This window comes from Nonomuraea sp. NEAU-A123 (genome assembly GCF_018603905.1).
Lineage (GTDB): Bacteria > Actinomycetota > Actinomycetes > Streptosporangiales > Streptosporangiaceae > Nonomuraea.
In genome coordinates this window covers 319,396-337,106 of sequence record NZ_JAHFZZ010000006.1, presented here as the reverse complement: position 1 = coordinate 337,106, position 17,711 = coordinate 319,396, and the positions used below count along the sequence as shown (strand labels likewise).

Genomic DNA, 17,711 nt, shown 5'->3' with positions numbered 1-17,711 from the left:
TGGGCCCGACTCCTGATGGGGGATGGCGATGGAGTGGAACGCTCCTGGATACACGGAGATCAAGCAGCTCGGGGCGGGCGGCAGCGGCCGGGTCGTGCTGGCGGTGCACGATGAGACGGGCGTCAAGGTCGCGATCAAATACCTCTCCGAGAGGTTACGACGTGACCCGGTGGCCCTTGCCCGGTTCCAGTCGGAGGCGCGGCTGCTGACCACGCTGCGCGACCAGCACATCGCCACCCTGTGGGAGTACATCCAGGACGGCTACGGCGCGGCCATCGTGATGGAGCTGGTCAACGGCGTGTCCCTGCGGGCGCTGCTGCGCGAGCACGGGACGACGGGACCGGAGGCGGCCCTGGTCGTGCTCAAGGGCTCGCTGCTCGGCCTGGCCAGGGCGCACTCGCACGGCCTGGTGCACAAGGACTACAAGCCCGAGAACGTGATCGTCCGCGAGGACGGGGCCAGCAAGCTGGTCGACTTCGGCATCGCCGTCCACCAGGGGACCGCCTCGCGTCCCGAGGGCACGCCCCCGTACATGGCGCCCGAGCTGTGGGAGAACATGCCCGCCTCGCCCGCCACCGACGTGTACGCGGCGACGGCGGTGTTCTTCGAGTGCCTGACCGGGCACCGGCCGTACCGGTCGACCGAGCCGAGCGTGCTCGGTTACCAGCACATGCACGCGCCGATCCCGGTCCACGACGCCCCCGAGCCGGTACGCGAGCTGATCACCCGCGGGCTGGCCAAGGACCCGGCCGCCCGGCCCGTCAGCGCCGACGCGTTCGTCATCGAGCTGGAGGCGGTGGCGCGGGCCGCGTACGGCGAGGACTGGGAGGAGCGCGGCAGGCGGCGGCTGGCCGGGCTGGTGGCCCTGCTCGCCCTGCTCCTGCCCGTGCCGCAGACGCCTCCCGCCCAGGTCACGACCTCGCTGGCGCAGACCGTCTTCCGCACGACGCTCCGTACGGCCAAGCGGAACTCCGTGCGGCTGGGCACGGGCGTGGGGCTGGTCGCGGTCGCGACCATCGTGGTGATCGTCGCGCTGTCGAGCCGCGACCGGGGGACGACGCCCATAGACGTGGCCCTGGTGGGGCCCACGCAGTCGCAGGGACCGGCCGAGCAGGCCCCGCCGGCCACGCCGGTCGCGGTGAGTCAGGAGCCCCCTGCCGAGCTGCCCAGCGGCGGTGATCCGTCCCCGCTGGCCGTGCCGTCCCACAGCCCCGAGCCGGAGACCGCCGAGCCCGTGGCGGCCACCACGCCACCGACCACCAAGCCCGCGCCCACCCCGACGCCCAAGGTCACCAAGAGCGCCAAGCCCACGCCCAAGGTCACCAAGACTGCCAAGCCGACTCCTACCAAAACCCCCAAGCCGCCCAAGACCATCACGCCGACGCCCGTCGTCACCGTGACCACGCCTACGGTGACGCCGGCCCCGGTGACCTCGGTCGCGGGACTCACGCTCGGCGGGCTGACGGTCGACGACGACAACGTGGCCGGCTCCTCGCTCTCCGTCCTCACCACCGGCACGGGACCGGTCACCGCGACCGCCGCCTGGTCCGTGGCCGGCGCCCCCGTCCACAGCCAGACCCTGCGGCTGAACGGCGGCCGGTCCTATGACCGCTCGCTCAGCTACACCATGGACGAGCGCCCGTGCGGCAAGAGCGTCACGCTGACCGTCACCACCTCCCCCGCCGCTCCCGGCGGGGCGCGGACCGCCACGGTGAACGTGCCGCCCTGTCCCACCCGGGTGACGGGCCTGCGGGTGTCGCTCAACCTGGCCACCTCGCCGGGTCGTACGGCTCAGGCCCAGGTCAGGGTGACCACCAGCGGCACCGCCGAGGTCCCCGTGCAGGCCGCGTTCGCGCTGAACGGCGACCAGGTCGCCACCCGCTCGGCCACCCTGTCCGGCCAGACGGCCTACTCGCGGACGTTCACCCACGCCTTCAGGTCGCGCCCGTGCGACTCCACCGTCTCCGTGGTGGTCCGCGCGGGCGACCGGACGGCCACCGCCCGGACCAGGGTGACCTGCCCGCCGAGCGTACGGAAGGTGTCGATCGTGCGGGCCTCGCTCAGCCCACGCGGCACGGCCACCGCCGTCGTCTCGGTGACCACCGGCAACGACCAGCCGGTACGCCTCGGCGTCTCCTTCTCCCTCGGCGGCCGGATCGCGCACACCGAGGCCCTGACCCTGTCCGGCGAGACCTCCTACACCAGGACCGTCAGCTTCACCTTCGACAAGGTGCCGTGCGAGACGTCCTGGCTCGTGACGGCCGCCACCCGGCCCAGGGCGGACAGCGGCGGCGACAGCTCGGGCGGCACGACGGCGGCCTGCGAGGAGGAGGAGCCGCGGAAGGACCCGCCGAAGGACGACACCGAGACCGACGAGCCGAAGACCCCGGACACCCCGGACAGCCCGGCCCCCGACACCAAGTCCCCGCCGTCCGATGATTCCGGAACCATCGGCTGACCTCCAGATTCAGACTTGTCTGGAGATAACCCGTGAGAAAGCGGTTACGTCTGGTTAAGCTACGGTCCGTCTGATGAGCGTGGGGGCCCAGAGGACTTCAGAGGAGACCGCATGTACGACGATGGTCAGTGGGGGGTCCCGGGTTATACCGAGATTCGTGAGCTTGGCGCCGGATCCGCCGGCCGGGTCGTGCTGGCCCGGCGGGACCACGACGGCGTGGAGGTGGCCGTCAAGTACCTCTCCGAGGAGTTGCGGTCCGACGTCGGCTTCGTGGCCCGGTTCAGGCACGAGGCCAGGCTGCTGGGCACCATGCGCAGCCCGCACAACGCCCGCCTGATCGATTACGTCGAGAACGGCGCGGGCGCGGCCATCGTCATGGAGCTCGTCAACGGGGTCTCGCTGCGGGAACTGCTCAGGTCGGAGGGCCCCACGGGCCCGGAGGCCGCGCTGCTGGTGCTCAAGGGCTCGTTACAGGGTCTGGCCGCGGCCCACGCGATCGGCGTCGTGCACCGCGACTTCAAGCCCGAGAACGTCATGGTCCAGGGCGACGGCTCCAGCAAGCTCGTCGACTTCGGCATCGCGGTCAGGAGCGGCGAGGACGCGAGCGCCGCCGGCACCCCGCCCTACATGGCGCCCGAGCAGTGGTCGGGCGCCTCCGCCGCGCCCACGACCGACGTGTACGCCGCCACCGTCGTGTTCTTCGAGTGCCTGACCGGCGCCCGCCCCTTTCGCTCGCCCAACCTCGCGGCGCTGGCCCGTCAGCACCAGAGCTCGCCGCCGCCCATCGAGGAGGTGCCCGGGCCGCTGCGGAACCTGGTCGAGCGCGGCCTGGCCAAGAACCCCGTCGATCGCCCATCGTCGGCCGAGGCGTTCCTGACGGAGCTCGAAGCGGTCGCGGCCCGGGCGTACGGGTCCGACTGGGAGGAGCGCGGCAAGCGCCGCCTGGCGCGGCTGTCCGGCCTGCTGCTGGTGCTGTTCCCCAGCCCGCCGGAGGGTCCCGCGGAGGGGCAGACCTCGCTCGCCGAGAACCATTTCGCCGAGCCGGGCAAGGTGCTCGGCAAGCGCTCCACGAAGGTCCTCATCGGCACCGCCTGCACCGGCCTGCTGATCGGCATCGCGCTCGTCCTGGTGAAGACGACGTCCGGCGAGCCCGCTCTGCAGGCGCAGACCTCGCAGGTGACGCCCTCCGCCACGGAGCCGGCGCCGTCCGCCGCGTCCGAGGAGGAGGAGCCTTCCGAGGAGCCCACTCCGACGGCCGAGGAGACCACGCCGGAGCCGACGACCTCGACGAGTACCGCGCCGCCGCCCGTCACCACCCGCAGACCGACGCCGACGCCGACGCCCACGCCGACCCGGAGGATCACCAGGACTCCGAAGCCCAGACCGTCGAAGACCGCCCCCACGACCGCGCCGCCGACCGAGTCGGATGAGCCCGAGGTCACCAGCAAGGTCGACGACCCGCCGGGGGTGGCCACGTCCGCCACTGTGAAGCCGCCCACGACCGCGCCCGCGACCGTCAGGCCGACGCGTACCCTCAGCACCCCGGAGCCCAGTTCCGCGCCGCCGAGGACCCCTTCGGACGGGGCAAACAGCGGATAGACGGGCACACCGTCGCGGGAGGACGGCGCGGTCCTGGCGCTCGCGCTGGTGACGTCCGGCGCGCTTCCGGTCACACTTGCGATAAAGCGCCGTATGGCGGGACGACACCGGAGCAAGCGCTAGAAAGGCGTCGGGGGCAAACGGCGATGGAGCAAGCGGCGATGGACAACCCGAGACACGGTATCGCCGGCTTCCGGCTCACCGAGAACACCTGGATCACCGAGCTGGGCAACTGGATCGACGCGATCTCTCCCGACGGGCGCAGGGCTGGAGCCCTGCTGTTCGACCCGAAGATCATCGGACTGCCCGGCGTGCGTGAGCGCGTCGTGGCGACGGTGCTGACCGACCAGCGGCTCGTCCTGGGCGGGCTGACCGGGCTGATCCCCGTCGCCGACGTCGTGGCGGCGGGCGACCAGGTCTGGCTGCTCACCGCGCAGGCCGTCAGCCCGACGCTGTCGGACCTGCTGACCGCCGGGCCGATCGACGCGGGCGGCGCGGCGGCCGTACTGGCGGAGACGGCGCAGACCCTCCTGGCGCTGCACGCGGCCGGGGTCACCCACGGTTCGGTGCATCCGGGCACCGTGGTCATCACCGCCGAAGGCGCGGCGCTGCTGTCGGAACGCGGCCTGTCCGACGCCATCCGCGGGCAGATCTCCCTGCCGGAGCGGGACGCGGCGGCGTGGGCGTCGCTGGCGCGGGGGCTGGCCGCCTCGGTCATGCGGAGCGCTCCGCGGGCGGCCGCCCTCTTCGAGCGGGCCGCGGTCATCGCGACCACCCACGGCCTGGGCGCCGCCAAGTCCGTCGTGCTCTCCGAGCCCGCGGCGCTGCCGGGCGGGGCGATCAGGCACGACCGGCTGGCGCAGGCGGCCCGCGGCAGGTCGGCGTTCGCGCATCCGCCCGTGGAGGCGCAGCCGCCGCTCGACGAGGGTGACATCGTCACGTTGCTCGCCGTCCCCAACCCTCATCAGGCGCCGGTGCACTTCGGGCCGGGAGTGAGCACGCAGGCGCCGCAGGCCGGCACCACGGCCGAACGGATCTGGCGGGAGGGCCGGGACCAGGTCGGAACGGTCCAGCGCGGCGCCGGCCGGCCGTCCAGGGCGGCACGGGCGCGGCGGTGGCGGACGATCCTCGCGGCGATAGTGTTCGCGATCATCATGGGCGGGGCGATCGTCGCCTGGCTCAAGCTGAGCTCCGCCCCGGATCTGGCGATCGCGTCGATCGACGTCGTGGCGCCGAAGAAGACGCAGGGCTGCAACAGCGCCGTCCTCGTCACAGGCAAGATCGTCACGAACGGTGAGGCCGGCGAGATCACCTACGAGTGGCGCAAGAACCTGGACAAGGAGGTCGTCAAGCAGACACTCCACACGACCTCCGGCCAGACCGCCTACAGCGTGCCGCTCCGGTGGACGCTCAAGGGCAAGACCACCGTCAAGGCCACGGCCACCCTCCGGGTGCTGTCTCCCGGCCCCCTCAGGACGGACAAGGCGAGCTTCACGTATAAGTGCTGATGCCGAGCCAGCAATGCATATCAAAGCTGTTGTTACTACGCTGACGAACATGACCACGCAGACCCCCGCGGGCTGGTACCCCGACCCGTACGGATCGCCCCAACTCCGTTGGTGGGACGGCGGCCAGTGGACGGACGCCACCCACCCGCTGGAGCAGGGGACGCCACCGCAACAGCAACCGCCTTCCGGACCGCAGCAGCAGTCGAGTCCCGACTGGTCCGCCACGCCGGCGAACCCGACGCAGCAGTTCGGCCAGCCGACATACGGGCAGTCCGCGTACGGGCAACCCGCCCAGAGCCAGCCGGCGTATGCGCAGCCCACCCAGGAGCAGCCGGCGTTCGGCCAGCCCTCCTACAGCCCGCCCGGCCAGAATCGATGGGGCGACACCCCGCTGCCCGGGCCCGGTTACGGTCCGCCGCCGAAGGAGAGCAACCCGTTGCCGTGGGTGTTCGGCGGGCTGGCGGCGCTCGTGGTGGTCGGCCTGATCGTGGTGGCCGGGATCTTCTTCGTGAACCGCAACACCGACGGCACCCTCGCCGCGTCCCCGACGCCCAGTGAGACCGAGCAGTCGCCGGAGCAGGGGCAGACCACCGAGCCGCCGTCGCAGGCCCCCGCAGAGCTGCCACAGCCGCAGGACGGCCGCATCTCCGACCCGCAGGCGGGCCTGTCCTACCAGGTGCCCGACGGCTGGAAGGTGCCCGAGTCCAGCTCCATCAACGGCACCGACCCGCGCCAGCAGGCCTGGTCGAGCGGCGTGGAGGCGATCTCGCAGGAGAAGTACAACGGCAAGGACAACTGGAACGGCAACGTCTTCACCGGCCTGCTCAACCCGCTCTACCCCTACACGGGGACGAAGGGGCTGAGCAACACGGCCAAGTCGGTGTTCGTGGACTTCGCCCAGTACTACCCGATCACGCACACCAACAAGATCATCCAGGACAAGGCGCTCAAGATCGGCGGCAAGGACGCCTGGGTCCTCCAGTTCGAGCTCGACTTCTCGAAGGAGTCGAAGGCCAAAGGTTACAAGTGGAACAAGGAAAACGGCGCGATCGTGCTGATCGATCGCGGCCAGGGCCAGCCTCCGGCCCTCCTATACACGTCAGTTCCGGACAATCTGGGCACCGACGTGGTCAATCAGGTTCTCAGCTCGCTCAAGCCCGCATAACCGGTGGCACTAGGCTGATGGGGTATTCAGGCGGGCGGATGACTCCGAGCCGCTTGGGCGAGGAGATCGAATGAGTGACTTGCTGGTCTGGATCGACTGCGAGATGACCGGGCTCGACCTGGGTCGCGATGCGCTCGTCGAGGTGGCGTGCATCATCACCGACAGCGAGCTCAATCAGCTGGACGAGGGCGTCGACGTGGTCATCAAGCCGCCGCCCGAGTCGCTGGAGCAGATGTCGCAGGTGGTCCGCGAGATGCACACCGCCTCGGGCCTGCTGCCCGAGATGGCGGGCGGGGTGACGCTGGCGGAGGCGGAGTCGCTCGTGCTCGACTACATCCGCCGCCACATCCCCGAGCCGAAGAAGGCGCCGCTCTGCGGCAACTCCATCGGCACCGACCGCACGTTCATCTCGCGCGACATGCCCGCGGTGGACGGCTATCTGCATTACCGGATGATCGACGTGTCATCGATCAAGGAGCTGGTCCGCCGCTGGTACCCCCGGGTCTACTTCGCGGCCCCGGAGAAGCAGGGCGGACACCGCGCGCTGGCCGACATCACGGAGAGCATCAGGGAGCTCCGCTACTACCGGGCAGCCATCTTCGTCGGCCAGCCGGGTCCCGATTCGGCCACCGCCAGAGCGGTGGCCGAGCGTGTCACGGGCTAATTGAGTGGCGTAAAGACTCCCGAAGACCGCTACACTTTTCCTGTGCCGCCACGTCGGCGGTTCATGGTGGGTGTAGCTCAGCTGGTAGAGCGCCAGGTTGTGGTCCTGGATGTCGAGGGTTCAAGTCCCTTCACTCACCCCATGCACGCGGCCGGTCCTTCGGGACCGGCCGTTTGTCGTTTTCTACGACAACGTCCCCAAAACATGACAATGCGAGTTATGCTCGCTGTCTACCGCTTACGCCGGATGCGCGGGGGCCTCGGCGATCTGACCGTCTGCGCGCCCCCGGAGGCCGGATGAGAGTCGAAGACGCAGCGTTCGATAGCGTGTTCACGTCCTTGAGCAAGCGCGAAACCGAGGTCATGGATCTGATCGCGACTGGGCAGTCGAATGGGCAGATCGCGCAACGGCTGTTTCTCAGCGAGAAAACGGTCAAGAACCACGTCAACCGCATCTACGCCAAACTCGGCGTCGACTCGCGCGTCACGGCGATCGGCCTCTGGCAGTCGCGTCCCCCGTCCTGATCCGGCGTTCTGATCGCGGCGGATCACCGCGCACGCGGGCGTTCTCGCGCGCCGAGCCCTCTCGCGCCTCTCGCGCGAGGCCCCAGCGGGTCTCCCTGCGTGCGAGACCCTTCGTGCGGGGCCTTTTCGTGGGCCGGCCATCTTGTGTGCGGGGCACTCACCGGTTTCCCGCGCCTGCCGACCATCTGGCGCGCCGGGCCTCCGCGTGTCGCGTCGTCTCCCGCGCCGGACCATCTCGTATGCCGGGCCTCTCGCGGCCGTTCTCCGCGTGCGCCAGGTCTCTTGTGGGCCGGATCTCCGTGGGTCGGGACCTCGGGCGTGCCGAAGGTTCTCGACGTGTGTTGGGGTGTCCTTCTTTTACGGCCGGCATGGGGCACCCCCACCCGCCACACGGGGCTGGGCTCTCTCCAGGGGGACGCTCCTCCGGTGGAGGTGGTTGGGCGCCGTCACGAGACGGTGAGACCGTCTCGGGGGCATTCGTGAGCCCGCGTCATTCCCTGCGGGGAATCGTGCTCCGTCACGCGGGTGGGCTAGAAAGGGAGGCGTGGAACGATTCGCGAGCGAGCTGCGGCGGTGGCGTAGCAGCCGGAGGGTGAGCCAGTTGGAGCTCGCCAACCGGGCCGGCACCACCCAACGCCATCTGAGCTTCATGGAGCGCGGCCGATCCCGCCCCGGTCGGGCCATCGTCGTACGCCTGGCCGAGTCGCTCGACCTGTCGCTCCGCGAACGCAACGGTCTGCTGCTGGCGGCCGGTTACGCTCCCCTGTTCCCCGAGTCAGGTCTGGACGACGCCATGCTGCGCCCGGTACGCGAGGCTCTGGACAGCATCCTCGACGGCCACCTGCCCTACCCGGCGGTCGTGGTGCGGCCCTACGGCGAGCTGGTGGCGGCCAACGCGGCCTTCGATGTGCTCACCGAGGGGGCCGCGGCCGAGCTGCTCGAGCCGCCGATCAACGTGTTGCGGCTGGCCCTGCACCCCAAGGGCATGGCTCAACGGGTCGTCAACCTCGCAGACTGGGGCCGGCACATCACCGAGAGCCTGCGGGCTGATCTCCTCCGCAGCCAGGATCCGCGGCTCGACGCGTTCATCACCGAGCTGGAGTCCTACGTGCCCAAGGCGGTGCCGGGGAGCGACCATCTGGGGTTCGCGGTGCCGCTGCGGTTGCGTACCGGCGATGCCGAGCTGCGGTTGCTGACCACGCTCACCTCGTTCGCCACCGCGGTGGACGTCACGCTGGCCGAGCTCAAGCTGGAGGCCTTCCTGCCCGCCGACGCGGCCACAGCGGCATTCCTCCAGTCCCGCCACCACCGTGACTAGACGCCGCGGGCACCCGCCCATCTCCATCGCCTCGCCGTATCAACACTTGCACAGCGCCGGGTCAGGTGGCGGGTGGCCGCGTGGACGTCATCGCGGTCAGGGGCTGGGCGTACGCGGTCAGGAGGACGTGTCCCCCAGAGTGCGAAAACCGTCCGCTTGAGCCCGTGCCGTCAGCGGAGGGCCGCCGAGATGGCCATGAGGCCGTGGTCGAGGTCGGATTCGGGGATGTTGAGCGCGGGCCTGAGCCGGACCGAGCGCGGGCCGCAGGCCAGGACCAGCACGCCCGCCTCGTCCCGCAGCCGCGCGACCAGCGCGTCGCGCGCGGCTCTGTCGGGCAGGTCGAACGCGCACATCAAGCCGCGGCCCCGGGGGTTGGAGACCAGGTCCGGGTGCTCCGCCTGCAGTTTGGTGAGGCGCTCGACGAGGAGTGTGCCGAGGGTGGCGGCGCGCGGGATGAGGCCGTCGCGTTCGACGATCTCCAGGATGCCGCGTGAGCGGACCATGTCCACCAGGCCGCCGCCCCAGGTCGAGTTGATCCGGCCGCTGACCTGGAAGACGTTGTCGGGGACCAGGTCCACGCGGCGGCCGGCCATGATGCCGCCCACCTGGACCTTCTTCGCGAAGGCCACGATGTCCGGCGCCAGGCCGAGCTGCTGGTAGGCCCAGGCGGTGCCCGTGGTGCCGCCGCCCGTCTGCACCTCGTCCAGGATGAACAGCGCGTCGTACTCGTGACACAGATGCTGCATGGCCTGCAGGAACTGCGGGCGCATGTGGTTGTCGCCGCCCTCGCCCTGGATGGGCTCGGCGATGAAGCAGGCGATGTCGTGCGGGTGCGCCTCGAAGGCGGCGCGTGCCTGGGCGAGCGCGTGCTGCTCGGCGGCCTCGACCTCTCCGAGGTGTATGGCGGGTACGTCGATGCGCGGCCAGCGGAACTGGGGGAAACGGTCGGTCTTGCCCGGTTCGGTATTGGTCAGGCTCAACGTGTAGCCGGTGCGGCCGTGGAATGCCTTGGTCAGGTGCATGACCTGGGTGCCGAGGTCGCGGGAGCGGCCCGCCGCCTCGTTGCGGCGGCTCTTCCAGTCGAAGGCGGTCTTGAGCGCGTTCTCGACGGCCAGTGCACCACCCTCGACGAAGAACAGGTGGGGCAGCTCGGGGTCGCCGAGGACACGGGCGAAGGTGTCGACGAAGTCCGCGAGGTGTGCGGTGTACATGTCGGGATTGGCGGGCTTGTTGCGGGCGACCTCGCCAAGGAGCCGGACGAACTCCGGCTCGAAGGGCGGGTTCACGCCGAGGGGCGCACTCGCGAAGAACGTGTAGAAGTCAAGGTATCGGCGGCCGTTTCGGGCGTCGACGAGCCAGGAGCCTTGGCTGCGCTCCAGATCGAGCACAAGCCGGTAACCGTCGACGAGCAGATGGCGGGCAAGGCGGTCGTGTACGTCCATGTCTCCTCCACGTTGAACCAGACATGGCATACGTTTCCCTGCCCAAGCCCGTTATATGCGGAAAATTTCCGGGCTTCAGGCTGTAGGCGCAAGCTTCTTCACCCGGAACGACAGCACGATCATCGTGATGCCGTACAGGATGGCGAAGATGCCGACCAGCCAGACCAAGGTGAGCGCGCCCGCGCCGGGCCAGATGAGCAGCAGGACGCCGAAGATCACGGACAGGATGCCGCCGATGATGAGCATCCATTCGTCTTCGATCACCTTGCGCATCTGGATGCCGGCGAAGATCTCCGACACTCCACCGAAGATCGCCCAGAAGGCGATCACGAAGAGCAGTGCCAGCGACGTGATCCCTGGCCAGACGAACGCCACGATTCCCGCGAGGATCCCGATGATTCCGGAGATGACGAGCCAGGCACGGGACTTGACGTCGTGCCGGAACGCGGCGAACAGCGAGAAGATCCCGCTGACGATCGCGTACGCCCCGAAGAAGATCACGAGTACGTACAGCGTGATCGCGGGCCAGATCAGCGCCAGGATGCCGAAGATCACCGCGAGAATGCCGCGAATGAGGACGAGCCACCAGGTGTGTGCGATTTGCTCCATGTTGGTCTGTTCTCCCGATCGATCACGAAAGCAGACCACCGCGCGGTCAAAAGTCGGTAACCTGCCGCCGACCATTCCGTGCCGCTCGGGCGAAATCAGCCACCTGAGCAGCCTTTATCCATCATTACTCCTGAACCCCGCCGCACACCAGGGCCCCTACACCTGCGAGTAGACCACGATCGACACCGCGATGTACTGCACCACATAGGCGGCCACCGTGAACGCGTGGAACACCTCGTGGTAGCCGAACCAGCCGGGTGACGGATCCGGGCGGCGCAGCCCGTACACGATGGCTCCGGCGGTGTAGAAGGCGCCGCCGACGGCGACCAGCACGACGGCCACCACGCCCGCGCCTTCGAGCAACTGCGGCATCACGAAGATCGCGGTCCAGCCGAGCGCCAGGTAGAGGAGCGTGTAGAGCCAGCGCGGCGCGCCCATCCAGAACACCCGGAAGAGCACCCCGGACAGCGCGCCACCCCAGATGATCGCCAGGACGGCCACACGGGCGGCCCCGTCGAGCGCGAGCAGCGCGAAGGGGGTGTAGGTGCCGGCGATGATCAGGTAGATGTTCGCGTGGTCGAAGCGGCGCAGCACCTCGGCCAGGCGCGGGCCGAGCGTGCCACGGTGGTAGGTGGCCGAGATGCCGAAGAGCAGGCCCGAGGTGATCGCGTAGATCGCGGAGGCGAGACGGGCCTGCAGGGTGGGACCGAGCGCCACGAGCGCGAACCCGGCGACCAGTGTCACGGGCAACGCTCCTGCGTGCAACCAGCCTCTCAGCCTCGGCTTCGCGGAGATGGTCGTCATGTAACTTACGGTACCGTAGGTTACGGTGAACCGCTCAACGCGGCCTACCGGAGGTTATAGCCCGTTCAGGAAGCGGGCCGCGACCGGCAGCGCGGCGCTCCGGCCCGAGCCGCCGTCCCGTACGAAGACGCTGAAGGCCAGGTCATCGCGGTATCCGATGAACCAGCCGTGCTCCCGTGCCGCCTCGCCCGTCCCCGCCTCGGCCGTCCCCGTCTTGCCGGACACGCCCGCCGGAAGCCCGGCGGCAGCGGCCGTACCGTGGTCGACGACGGCGGCCATCATGTCGCGCAGCGCCGTGACCGTCCCCTCGTCGAGTTCGACCGGTTTGGCGGGCGGGCCGTCGATCCGTTCCACGGCGGCCTTCGACAGGATGCGCGGCACGCGCAGTGAGCCGCTCTCGACCGCCGCCGCGACCATCGCCATGCACAGCGGGGTCGCCTCCACCGAGCCCTGGCCGAAGGAGTCTGCCGCCAGCTCGTCCACGCTGTCGGGCGGATCCAGCCGGCCGCAGTGACCACCCAGGCCCGTGTCCAGCTCGGCGCCGTTGAACCCCCACTTCGCGGCGGTCTCGACCAGATTGTCAGCCGATAATCGGTCGATGGCCTCACGCACGAACGTGGTGTTGCAGGAGTACGCGAACGCGTCGGCGAACGTCACGGTGTCGTGCCCCTGCTCGCCCGCGTTCTTGACCGTCCTGGAGTTCGGGATCGTGTACGTGCCGGGGCAGTCCACCTCCGCCGCCGGATCCAGGCCCGCCTCCAGCAGCGCCGCCGCCGTGACCGTCTTGAACGTGGACCCGGGCGGGAAGAAGTCGCGGAACGCGCTGTAGTTGTCCTCCAGCCGGTCGGCCACCGCGAGCACCTCGCCGGTGCTGGGCCGGATCGCGACGATCGAGGCGTTCCGCACCCCGTCGAGCGCCCGCGCGGCCGCCGCCTGCACCGAGCGCGACAGCGTCGTGCGCTCCAGGCTCACCTTGGGCTCGACGGTCATGAGCCGCCGCGCCTGCTGTCCCGGCAGCGCCGCCTCCAGCGCCCACCCCTTTCCCACCTCGTCGAACTCCGGCTTGAGCTCGGCGAGGTAGGACTCGGCGTAGCTGTCGTTGGGGATCTTCTCCCCCTCGCTGGTCACCAGTTGGACCGCGGGCCCGTCGAACTCGGTCAGCCGCACCGTCCCGCCGTCCTTGAGCAGGGGATCCAGCGTCTCCGGCGCCCAGAGCACCTTCCAGGTCCTGTCGCGTACGGCCAGCCGCAACGTACTGCTGAACGGCCACGCCCCGAACTCGCTCAGCCTCCTGCTCCCGGTGAACGGCACCTCGGCGGACGTCTCCCCCGTGCCCTTCACGGCCCCGGGCCGCAACTGGATGTCCTCGACGTGCAGATCCTCCGAGAACGACCGGTGCCGGGCGATGAAGTCCGCCGGCGGCTGGTAGACCAGGGCCGCCATGCCCTGCAGGTCCCCCCGCTTCCACGCCGCGAAATAGGCGGCCGAGGTCTGCGCGGCACTGCCCTTGACCCTGGTGGACGCCACCATCGCGAAGGCACCTGCGCCGACTACCGCAATAACGGCGATAAACAGCACAATCAGCCTTCGTCGTCGCATACGGTTTACTCCCAGGAGGGGATCAGCGTGGCACGAGGACAGCGGGAGCCGATGCCCGGCCTCTACCCGGTGACGTTCGGCGAGATAGAACTGCTCCGGGACCTGGACAGGCAGGACGGCTGGGTGCTGTCCAAGGATGGCGTACCTCAGTCGTACGTTGACTTACAAGACCCTACTTATCTGGAATTCGAGTACGTACGTCTTATGGCAGACGTCATCGATCTTCTTCCGGAAGGCGCGCTCGCCTGCGTCCACGTGGGCGGCGGGGCGTGCACGATCCCGCGTTACGTCGCGGCCACCCGCCCCGGCTCCCGGCACATCGTCCTCGAACCCGACGGGCTGCTGGTCAACCTGATCCGCGAGCAGCTCGACCTGCGGTCCGTGCCACGGCTGAAGGTGATCGTGCAGGGCGGCCGCGAGGGCACCGCCAAGGTCTGGGACGACTCGGCCGACCTGCTGGTCCTCGACGCCTTCTCCGGCGCCACCATGCCGGTCGAGCTGGCCACGACGGAGTACATGGGCGACATCGCCAGAGTGCTGCGCCCGTCGGGCACGCTGCTGATCAACATGGCCGACGGCAAGGGGCTGGCCTTCGCCAGGCGGCTCGTGGCGACGGTGCAGAGCACGTTCCGGCACGTCGCGCTGCTGGCCGAGCCGGGCGTCATGCGCGGGCGCCGCTTCGGCAACCTCATCGTCGCCGCCTCGCGGGCGGAGCTGCCGATCGGCCTGCTGACCCGCCGCGCGGCCGGTGGCCTCACCCAGGCCAGGTGCGTGCACGGGGAGGCGCTGACGAACTTCGTCGCGGGCGCCTACCCGATCAAGGACGGCGACGCGGTGCTGGCCCCGGTGCCGCCCCCCGCCGTCTTCGGCTGAGCCCCGCGCTCGGCCAACGGCAACTCCGCGGATGCGAGGACGACGACTCACCGGGTGCGGTATGTAGGACGGGGCCGGTTGGCCGGGGGCACGTGTTCCGCCGAGTCCGGGCCCGCGCCTGAGTCCGAGTCGAAGGAGCTGCCATGTTCTCCCCGTCGAAACCGGCCCTTGCCGTCGCGGCGGCCGCCATGACCGTGTCGCTCACCGCGTGCGCGGGAGTGGCCACCACGAACAGTGCCACAACGAGGCCGCTCACCATGTCTCTTGCCGGCTCCTTCGATTGGAACGTTCCACAATCACTTCCGGTGCCCACCGCGTCGCCCGTGGAGATTCCCGGCACGCCCGTCGGGCAGCAGTTGCGCTGGCTGCTCGACGCCCCTGCCAGGGCGCCGATCGGGCAGGGCGAGCTGGCCGAGCACCTCGCCCCGGTGTTCCTGGAGCAGGTGCCGGCGGCCAAGTTCAATGAGATCCTGGCCTCGCTACGCGGGATCCGGCTGGAGAAGATCCTCGGAGCCGCGCCCACCGCTCTGATCGCCCACGTGCTGGTCGGCACCCAGACGCTCAAGCTGACGCTCTCGGTGGACGCCACCGGCAAGATCAACTCCGCGCTGTTCACCGTACCGGCGGCTCCTCAGCCCTCGCCCACGAGCTGGGACGAGCTGGACCGGCGGGCACGCAAGGCGGCGGCCCAGGCGGGCTTCCTCGCCGCCGAGGTGAAGGCCGACGGCACCTGCCGCCCGGCCCACGCCGTCGCCGGCGGCCAGGCGCGCCCGCTCGGCTCGATGTTCAAGCTGTACGTCCTGGGGGCCGTCGCCAAGAAGATCGAGCAGGGCAGGTTCTCCTGGGACACCGCGATGACGATCACACCCGAGCTGAAGAGCCTGCCGAGCGGCCGGCTCCAGGACCGTCCCGACAACAGCCAGGTGCCGGTGCTGGAGGCGGCCAAGCTGATGATCGCCATCAGCGACAACACGGGCGCGGACCTGCTGCTCCACCAGGCCGGCCGGACGTCGGTCGAGCACACCGTACGTTCCTGGCACGGCCAGGTGAAGCGGAACACCCCGTTCCTGAGCACCAGGGAGCTGTTCGTGCTCAAGGGCGCCGATTACCCGCGGCACGCCAAGGAGTACCTGTCACGCGACACGGCCGGGCGGCGGGCCTACCTGTCGGAGGTCGTCGACAAGCTCCCGCTGTCCAGCGTCACCCCGTGGGCCGTGCCGCGCGAGCTGGACTCGGTGGAGTGGTTCGGCTCCCCCGCCGACATCTGCCGCGCGTACGCGGAGCTGGCGAAGAGCCGTGACAGGCGGATCGGCGAGGTGATGTCGCAGAACACGGGCGGGATCAAGCTGCCCGCCAAGGAGTGGCCGACGGTCTGGTACAAGGGCGGCTCCGAACCGGGCGTGCTCGACCTGAGTTACCTGGCCCGCACGCCGTCCGGACGCACCTTCGTGGTCACGGCCATGGCCTCCGACCCGTCCGCCGCTCTCAACGAGGACCAGGTCTACGAGGAGCTCGTCGCGCTGGCGCGGGGTGCGTTCACGCTGCTCAAGACGTCCTGACCCGGCCCCTGCGGCTGTGGCGGATCCACCCGCAGCCGGTTGTGATCACGTCGCCGGCTGCGCGGGAGAGGCGGATCCTGGAATAGTTGAAATCTAAACTTGGTTGAGCAGAGCAGATTCCGCCGAAGGGAGCCCGACATGCCCGCCGTCACCGTAGAGAACCCGCTCACCCTCCCGCGCCTGCCAGAGCCGGTCGCCGGGACGCAGGGCCGCAAGGTGCTCGCCGTCGAGACCGCGCCGAGCGGCTTCGAGGGTGAGGGCTTCCCGGTCCGCCGCGCCCTCGCCGCGATCAAGCCGGAGTACCTCGACCCGTTCGTGATGATGGATCAGATGGGAGAGGTCGATTACGCGGCCGGCGAGCCCAAGGGCACCCCGTGGCACCCGCATCGCGGCTTCGAGACCGTCACCTACATGATCGACGGTGTGATGGAGCACCTCGACTCCAACGGGGGCGGTGGCACGATCACGAACGGTGACACCCAGTGGATGACCGCCGGCGCCGGCATCCTGCACAAGGAAGCGCCGCCGGAGTGGCTGGTGCAGAAGGGCGGCCTGTTCCACGGCATCCAGCTATGGGTGAACCTGCCGGGCGCCAAGAAGATGATCGCGCCGAGATACCAGGACATCGGAAGCTCCAGCGTCGCACTGCTCAGCAGCCACGACGGCGGCGCCCTGGTTCGCCTCATCGCGGGCGACCTGGCCGGGAACGCCGGCCCCGGCAGCACCCAGACACCCATCACCCTGCTGCACGCCACGATCAGCCCGGGCGCGCGGCTGACGATGCCGTGGCGCAGCGACTTCAACGCGCTCGCCTACGTCCTGTCGGGACGCGGCACGGTCGGCGCCGAGCGGCGCCCGCTGGCCAGCGGGCAGTTGGCCGTGTTCGACGGCTTCGGCGACCGTCCCGGCCTGGCCACGGCGGGCGAGACGATCACCCTGTCGGCGAAGGACACGATGGAGGTCATCGTCCTGGGCGGCCGGCCGATCGGCGAGCCGGTGGCCCATTACGGTCCGTTCGTCATGAACACCCGCGCCGAGCTGGCCCAGGCTTTCGAGGACTATCAGGCGGGGCGCCTGGGATCCATTCCCGCCGCCTGATTGTCCGGCAGCGGAAATGACAGCACAATGGTGGGCCGCCGTAATTAACGGCGGCCCATCGTGCTGAATGGGCAATTCCTTTACGGGCGGACTACTGTCTTCTTCGCCCCGCAGTAGTCGAATTTCACCTTGTACGGCTTGCTCACGCAGGCCCATAGTTCGATCTTGCCGTGCGGCATGCGCCTGGTCGTCTGCTCGACGCAGTCCTGGTTCTTGTAGGCGTTGACGTACTGGTAGGTGTGCCCTTGGTACCTGACCTTGGCCATCGCGTAGCGGTGGTCGGTGCTGCGGTCACAGACGATGATCTTGTTGCGGCCCACCAATTCGGCGTCGGCGAGCGCATTCCCGTGCCTATCGGGTCAGATACGCACGGGGATTCGCCTGGACGGCCGCCGAAGCGGCAGCGGTGCCCATGGTGGCGAGCGCGAGTCCGGCGATGGCGGTGACGAGTAGCAGCTTTCTCACTATGCCCCCTGTCGCTGTCATTTCCG

Annotated in this window: 15 protein-coding genes and 1 tRNA gene; 11 read left to right on the top strand and 5 right to left on the bottom strand. The window is 69.7% G+C overall.

Annotation, left to right across the window (positions count from 1 at the left end; translation table 11 throughout):
• The first annotated feature begins 28 nt into the window (after positions 1 to 28).
• The 8 genes from KLK06_RS20715 (at position 29) to KLK06_RS20680 (ending at position 9,236) form a co-directional block, all read left to right on the top strand.
• Complete coding sequence (locus tag KLK06_RS20715) at positions 29 to 2,458, top strand: serine/threonine-protein kinase (RefSeq protein WP_214637177.1); 2,430 nt, start codon at positions 29 to 31, stop codon at positions 2,456 to 2,458.
• Positions 2,459 to 2,569: 111 nt separating this feature from the next.
• A complete protein-coding gene (locus tag KLK06_RS20710) occupies positions 2,570 to 4,057 on the top strand; it encodes a serine/threonine-protein kinase (RefSeq protein ID WP_250905733.1) in 1,488 nt (495 codons plus the stop codon).
• Positions 4,058 to 4,218: 161 nt separating this feature from the next.
• Positions 4,219 to 5,565 (top strand): hypothetical protein, encoded by a 1,347-nt coding sequence (locus tag KLK06_RS20705; RefSeq protein WP_214637176.1) that lies wholly within the window; start codon positions 4,219 to 4,221, stop codon positions 5,563 to 5,565.
• A gap of 49 nt (positions 5,566 to 5,614) precedes the next feature.
• The gene (locus KLK06_RS20700) at positions 5,615 to 6,730 is read left to right on the top strand and encodes a DUF2510 domain-containing protein (RefSeq protein ID WP_214637175.1); all 1,116 of its coding nucleotides are present in this window, start codon (positions 5,615 to 5,617) and stop codon (positions 6,728 to 6,730) included.
• 70 nt (positions 6,731 to 6,800) lie between these two features.
• Positions 6,801 to 7,394: an oligoribonuclease gene (gene orn / locus KLK06_RS20695; protein WP_214637174.1), complete on the top strand. Its 594-nt coding sequence runs from the start codon at positions 6,801 to 6,803 to the stop codon at positions 7,392 to 7,394.
• 66 nt (positions 7,395 to 7,460) lie between these two features.
• Positions 7,461 to 7,536 (top strand) — tRNA-His (locus tag KLK06_RS20690).
• Between the two features lie 154 nt (positions 7,537 to 7,690).
• Entirely contained in the window at positions 7,691 to 7,918 is a 228-nt protein-coding gene (locus tag KLK06_RS20685) for a response regulator transcription factor (RefSeq protein WP_214637173.1), read from the top strand.
• A 544-nt stretch (positions 7,919 to 8,462) separates the two neighbouring features.
• Complete coding sequence (locus KLK06_RS20680; RefSeq protein WP_308168360.1) at positions 8,463 to 9,236, top strand: helix-turn-helix transcriptional regulator; 774 nt, start codon at positions 8,463 to 8,465, stop codon at positions 9,234 to 9,236.
• 170 nt (positions 9,237 to 9,406) lie between these two features.
• On the opposite strand, the gene lat is transcribed toward KLK06_RS20680, so the two are convergent.
• From lat to KLK06_RS20660, 4 genes are all read right to left on the bottom strand, one after another.
• Entirely contained in the window at positions 9,407 to 10,678 is a 1,272-nt protein-coding gene (gene lat, locus KLK06_RS20675; RefSeq protein ID WP_214637172.1) for an L-lysine 6-transaminase, read from the bottom strand.
• A gap of 75 nt (positions 10,679 to 10,753) precedes the next feature.
• Positions 10,754 to 11,287, bottom strand: coding sequence for an HdeD family acid-resistance protein (locus tag KLK06_RS20670; RefSeq protein WP_214637171.1), 534 nt, complete (start codon positions 11,285 to 11,287; stop codon positions 10,754 to 10,756).
• Between the two features lie 156 nt (positions 11,288 to 11,443).
• Positions 11,444 to 12,091, bottom strand: coding sequence for a hemolysin III family protein (locus tag KLK06_RS20665; RefSeq protein WP_214637170.1), 648 nt, complete (start codon positions 12,089 to 12,091; stop codon positions 11,444 to 11,446).
• 54 nt (positions 12,092 to 12,145) lie between these two features.
• Positions 12,146 to 13,621: a penicillin-binding transpeptidase domain-containing protein gene (locus KLK06_RS20660; protein ID WP_214637169.1), complete on the bottom strand. Its 1,476-nt coding sequence runs from the start codon at positions 13,619 to 13,621 to the stop codon at positions 12,146 to 12,148.
• Positions 13,622 to 13,717: 96 nt separating this feature from the next.
• On the opposite strand from KLK06_RS20660, the gene KLK06_RS20655 reads away from it, so the two are divergent.
• The 3 genes from KLK06_RS20655 (at position 13,718) to KLK06_RS20645 (ending at position 17,220) form a co-directional block, all read left to right on the top strand.
• Positions 13,718 to 14,563, top strand: a complete 846-nt coding sequence (locus KLK06_RS20655; protein WP_308168359.1) for a fused MFS/spermidine synthase — start codon at positions 13,718 to 13,720, stop codon at positions 14,561 to 14,563.
• 143 nt (positions 14,564 to 14,706) lie between these two features.
• Entirely contained in the window at positions 14,707 to 16,122 is a 1,416-nt protein-coding gene (locus KLK06_RS20650; RefSeq protein WP_214637168.1) for a serine hydrolase, read from the top strand.
• Positions 16,123 to 16,260: 138 nt separating this feature from the next.
• Positions 16,261 to 17,220 (top strand): pirin family protein, encoded by a 960-nt coding sequence (locus KLK06_RS20645; protein WP_214637167.1) that lies wholly within the window; start codon positions 16,261 to 16,263, stop codon positions 17,218 to 17,220.
• Positions 17,221 to 17,300: 80 nt separating this feature from the next.
• On the opposite strand, the gene KLK06_RS20640 is transcribed toward KLK06_RS20645, so the two are convergent.
• Positions 17,301 to 17,540 carry a hypothetical protein gene (locus tag KLK06_RS20640; RefSeq protein WP_214637166.1) on the bottom strand — a complete coding sequence of 80 codons (240 nt, stop codon included), beginning with the start codon at positions 17,538 to 17,540 and terminating at the stop codon, positions 17,301 to 17,303.
• Between the last annotated feature and the right edge of the window lie 171 nt (positions 17,541 to 17,711).

What these genes read in the sequence shown, in the direction of transcription:
- KLK06_RS20715 (WP_214637177.1), top strand. Translation starts at nt 29, where the DNA reads ATGGAGTGGAACGCTCCTGGATACACGGAGATCAAGCAGCTCGGGGCG.
- KLK06_RS20705 (WP_214637176.1), top strand. Translation starts at nt 4,219, where the DNA reads ATGGACAACCCGAGACACGGTATCGCCGGCTTCCGGCTCACCGAGAAC.
- KLK06_RS20645 (WP_214637167.1), top strand. Translation starts at nt 16,261, where the DNA reads ATGCCCGCCGTCACCGTAGAGAACCCGCTCACCCTCCCGCGCCTGCCA.
- KLK06_RS20710 (WP_250905733.1), top strand. Translation starts at nt 2,570, where the DNA reads ATGTACGACGATGGTCAGTGGGGGGTCCCGGGTTATACCGAGATTCGT.
- KLK06_RS20650 (WP_214637168.1), top strand. Translation starts at nt 14,707, where the DNA reads ATGTTCTCCCCGTCGAAACCGGCCCTTGCCGTCGCGGCGGCCGCCATG.
- KLK06_RS20665 (WP_214637170.1), bottom strand. Translation starts at nt 12,091, where the DNA reads ATGACGACCATCTCCGCGAAGCCGAGGCTGAGAGGCTGGTTGCACGCA.
- orn (WP_214637174.1), top strand. Translation starts at nt 6,801, where the DNA reads ATGAGTGACTTGCTGGTCTGGATCGACTGCGAGATGACCGGGCTCGAC.
- lat (WP_214637172.1), bottom strand. Translation starts at nt 10,678, where the DNA reads ATGGACGTACACGACCGCCTTGCCCGCCATCTGCTCGTCGACGGTTAC.
- KLK06_RS20700 (WP_214637175.1), top strand. Translation starts at nt 5,615, where the DNA reads ATGACCACGCAGACCCCCGCGGGCTGGTACCCCGACCCGTACGGATCG.
- KLK06_RS20670 (WP_214637171.1), bottom strand. Translation starts at nt 11,287, where the DNA reads ATGGAGCAAATCGCACACACCTGGTGGCTCGTCCTCATTCGCGGCATT.
- KLK06_RS20660 (WP_214637169.1), bottom strand. Translation starts at nt 13,621, where the DNA reads ATGGTGGCGTCCACCAGGGTCAAGGGCAGTGCCGCGCAGACCTCGGCC.
- KLK06_RS20685 (WP_214637173.1), top strand. Translation starts at nt 7,691, where the DNA reads ATGAGAGTCGAAGACGCAGCGTTCGATAGCGTGTTCACGTCCTTGAGC.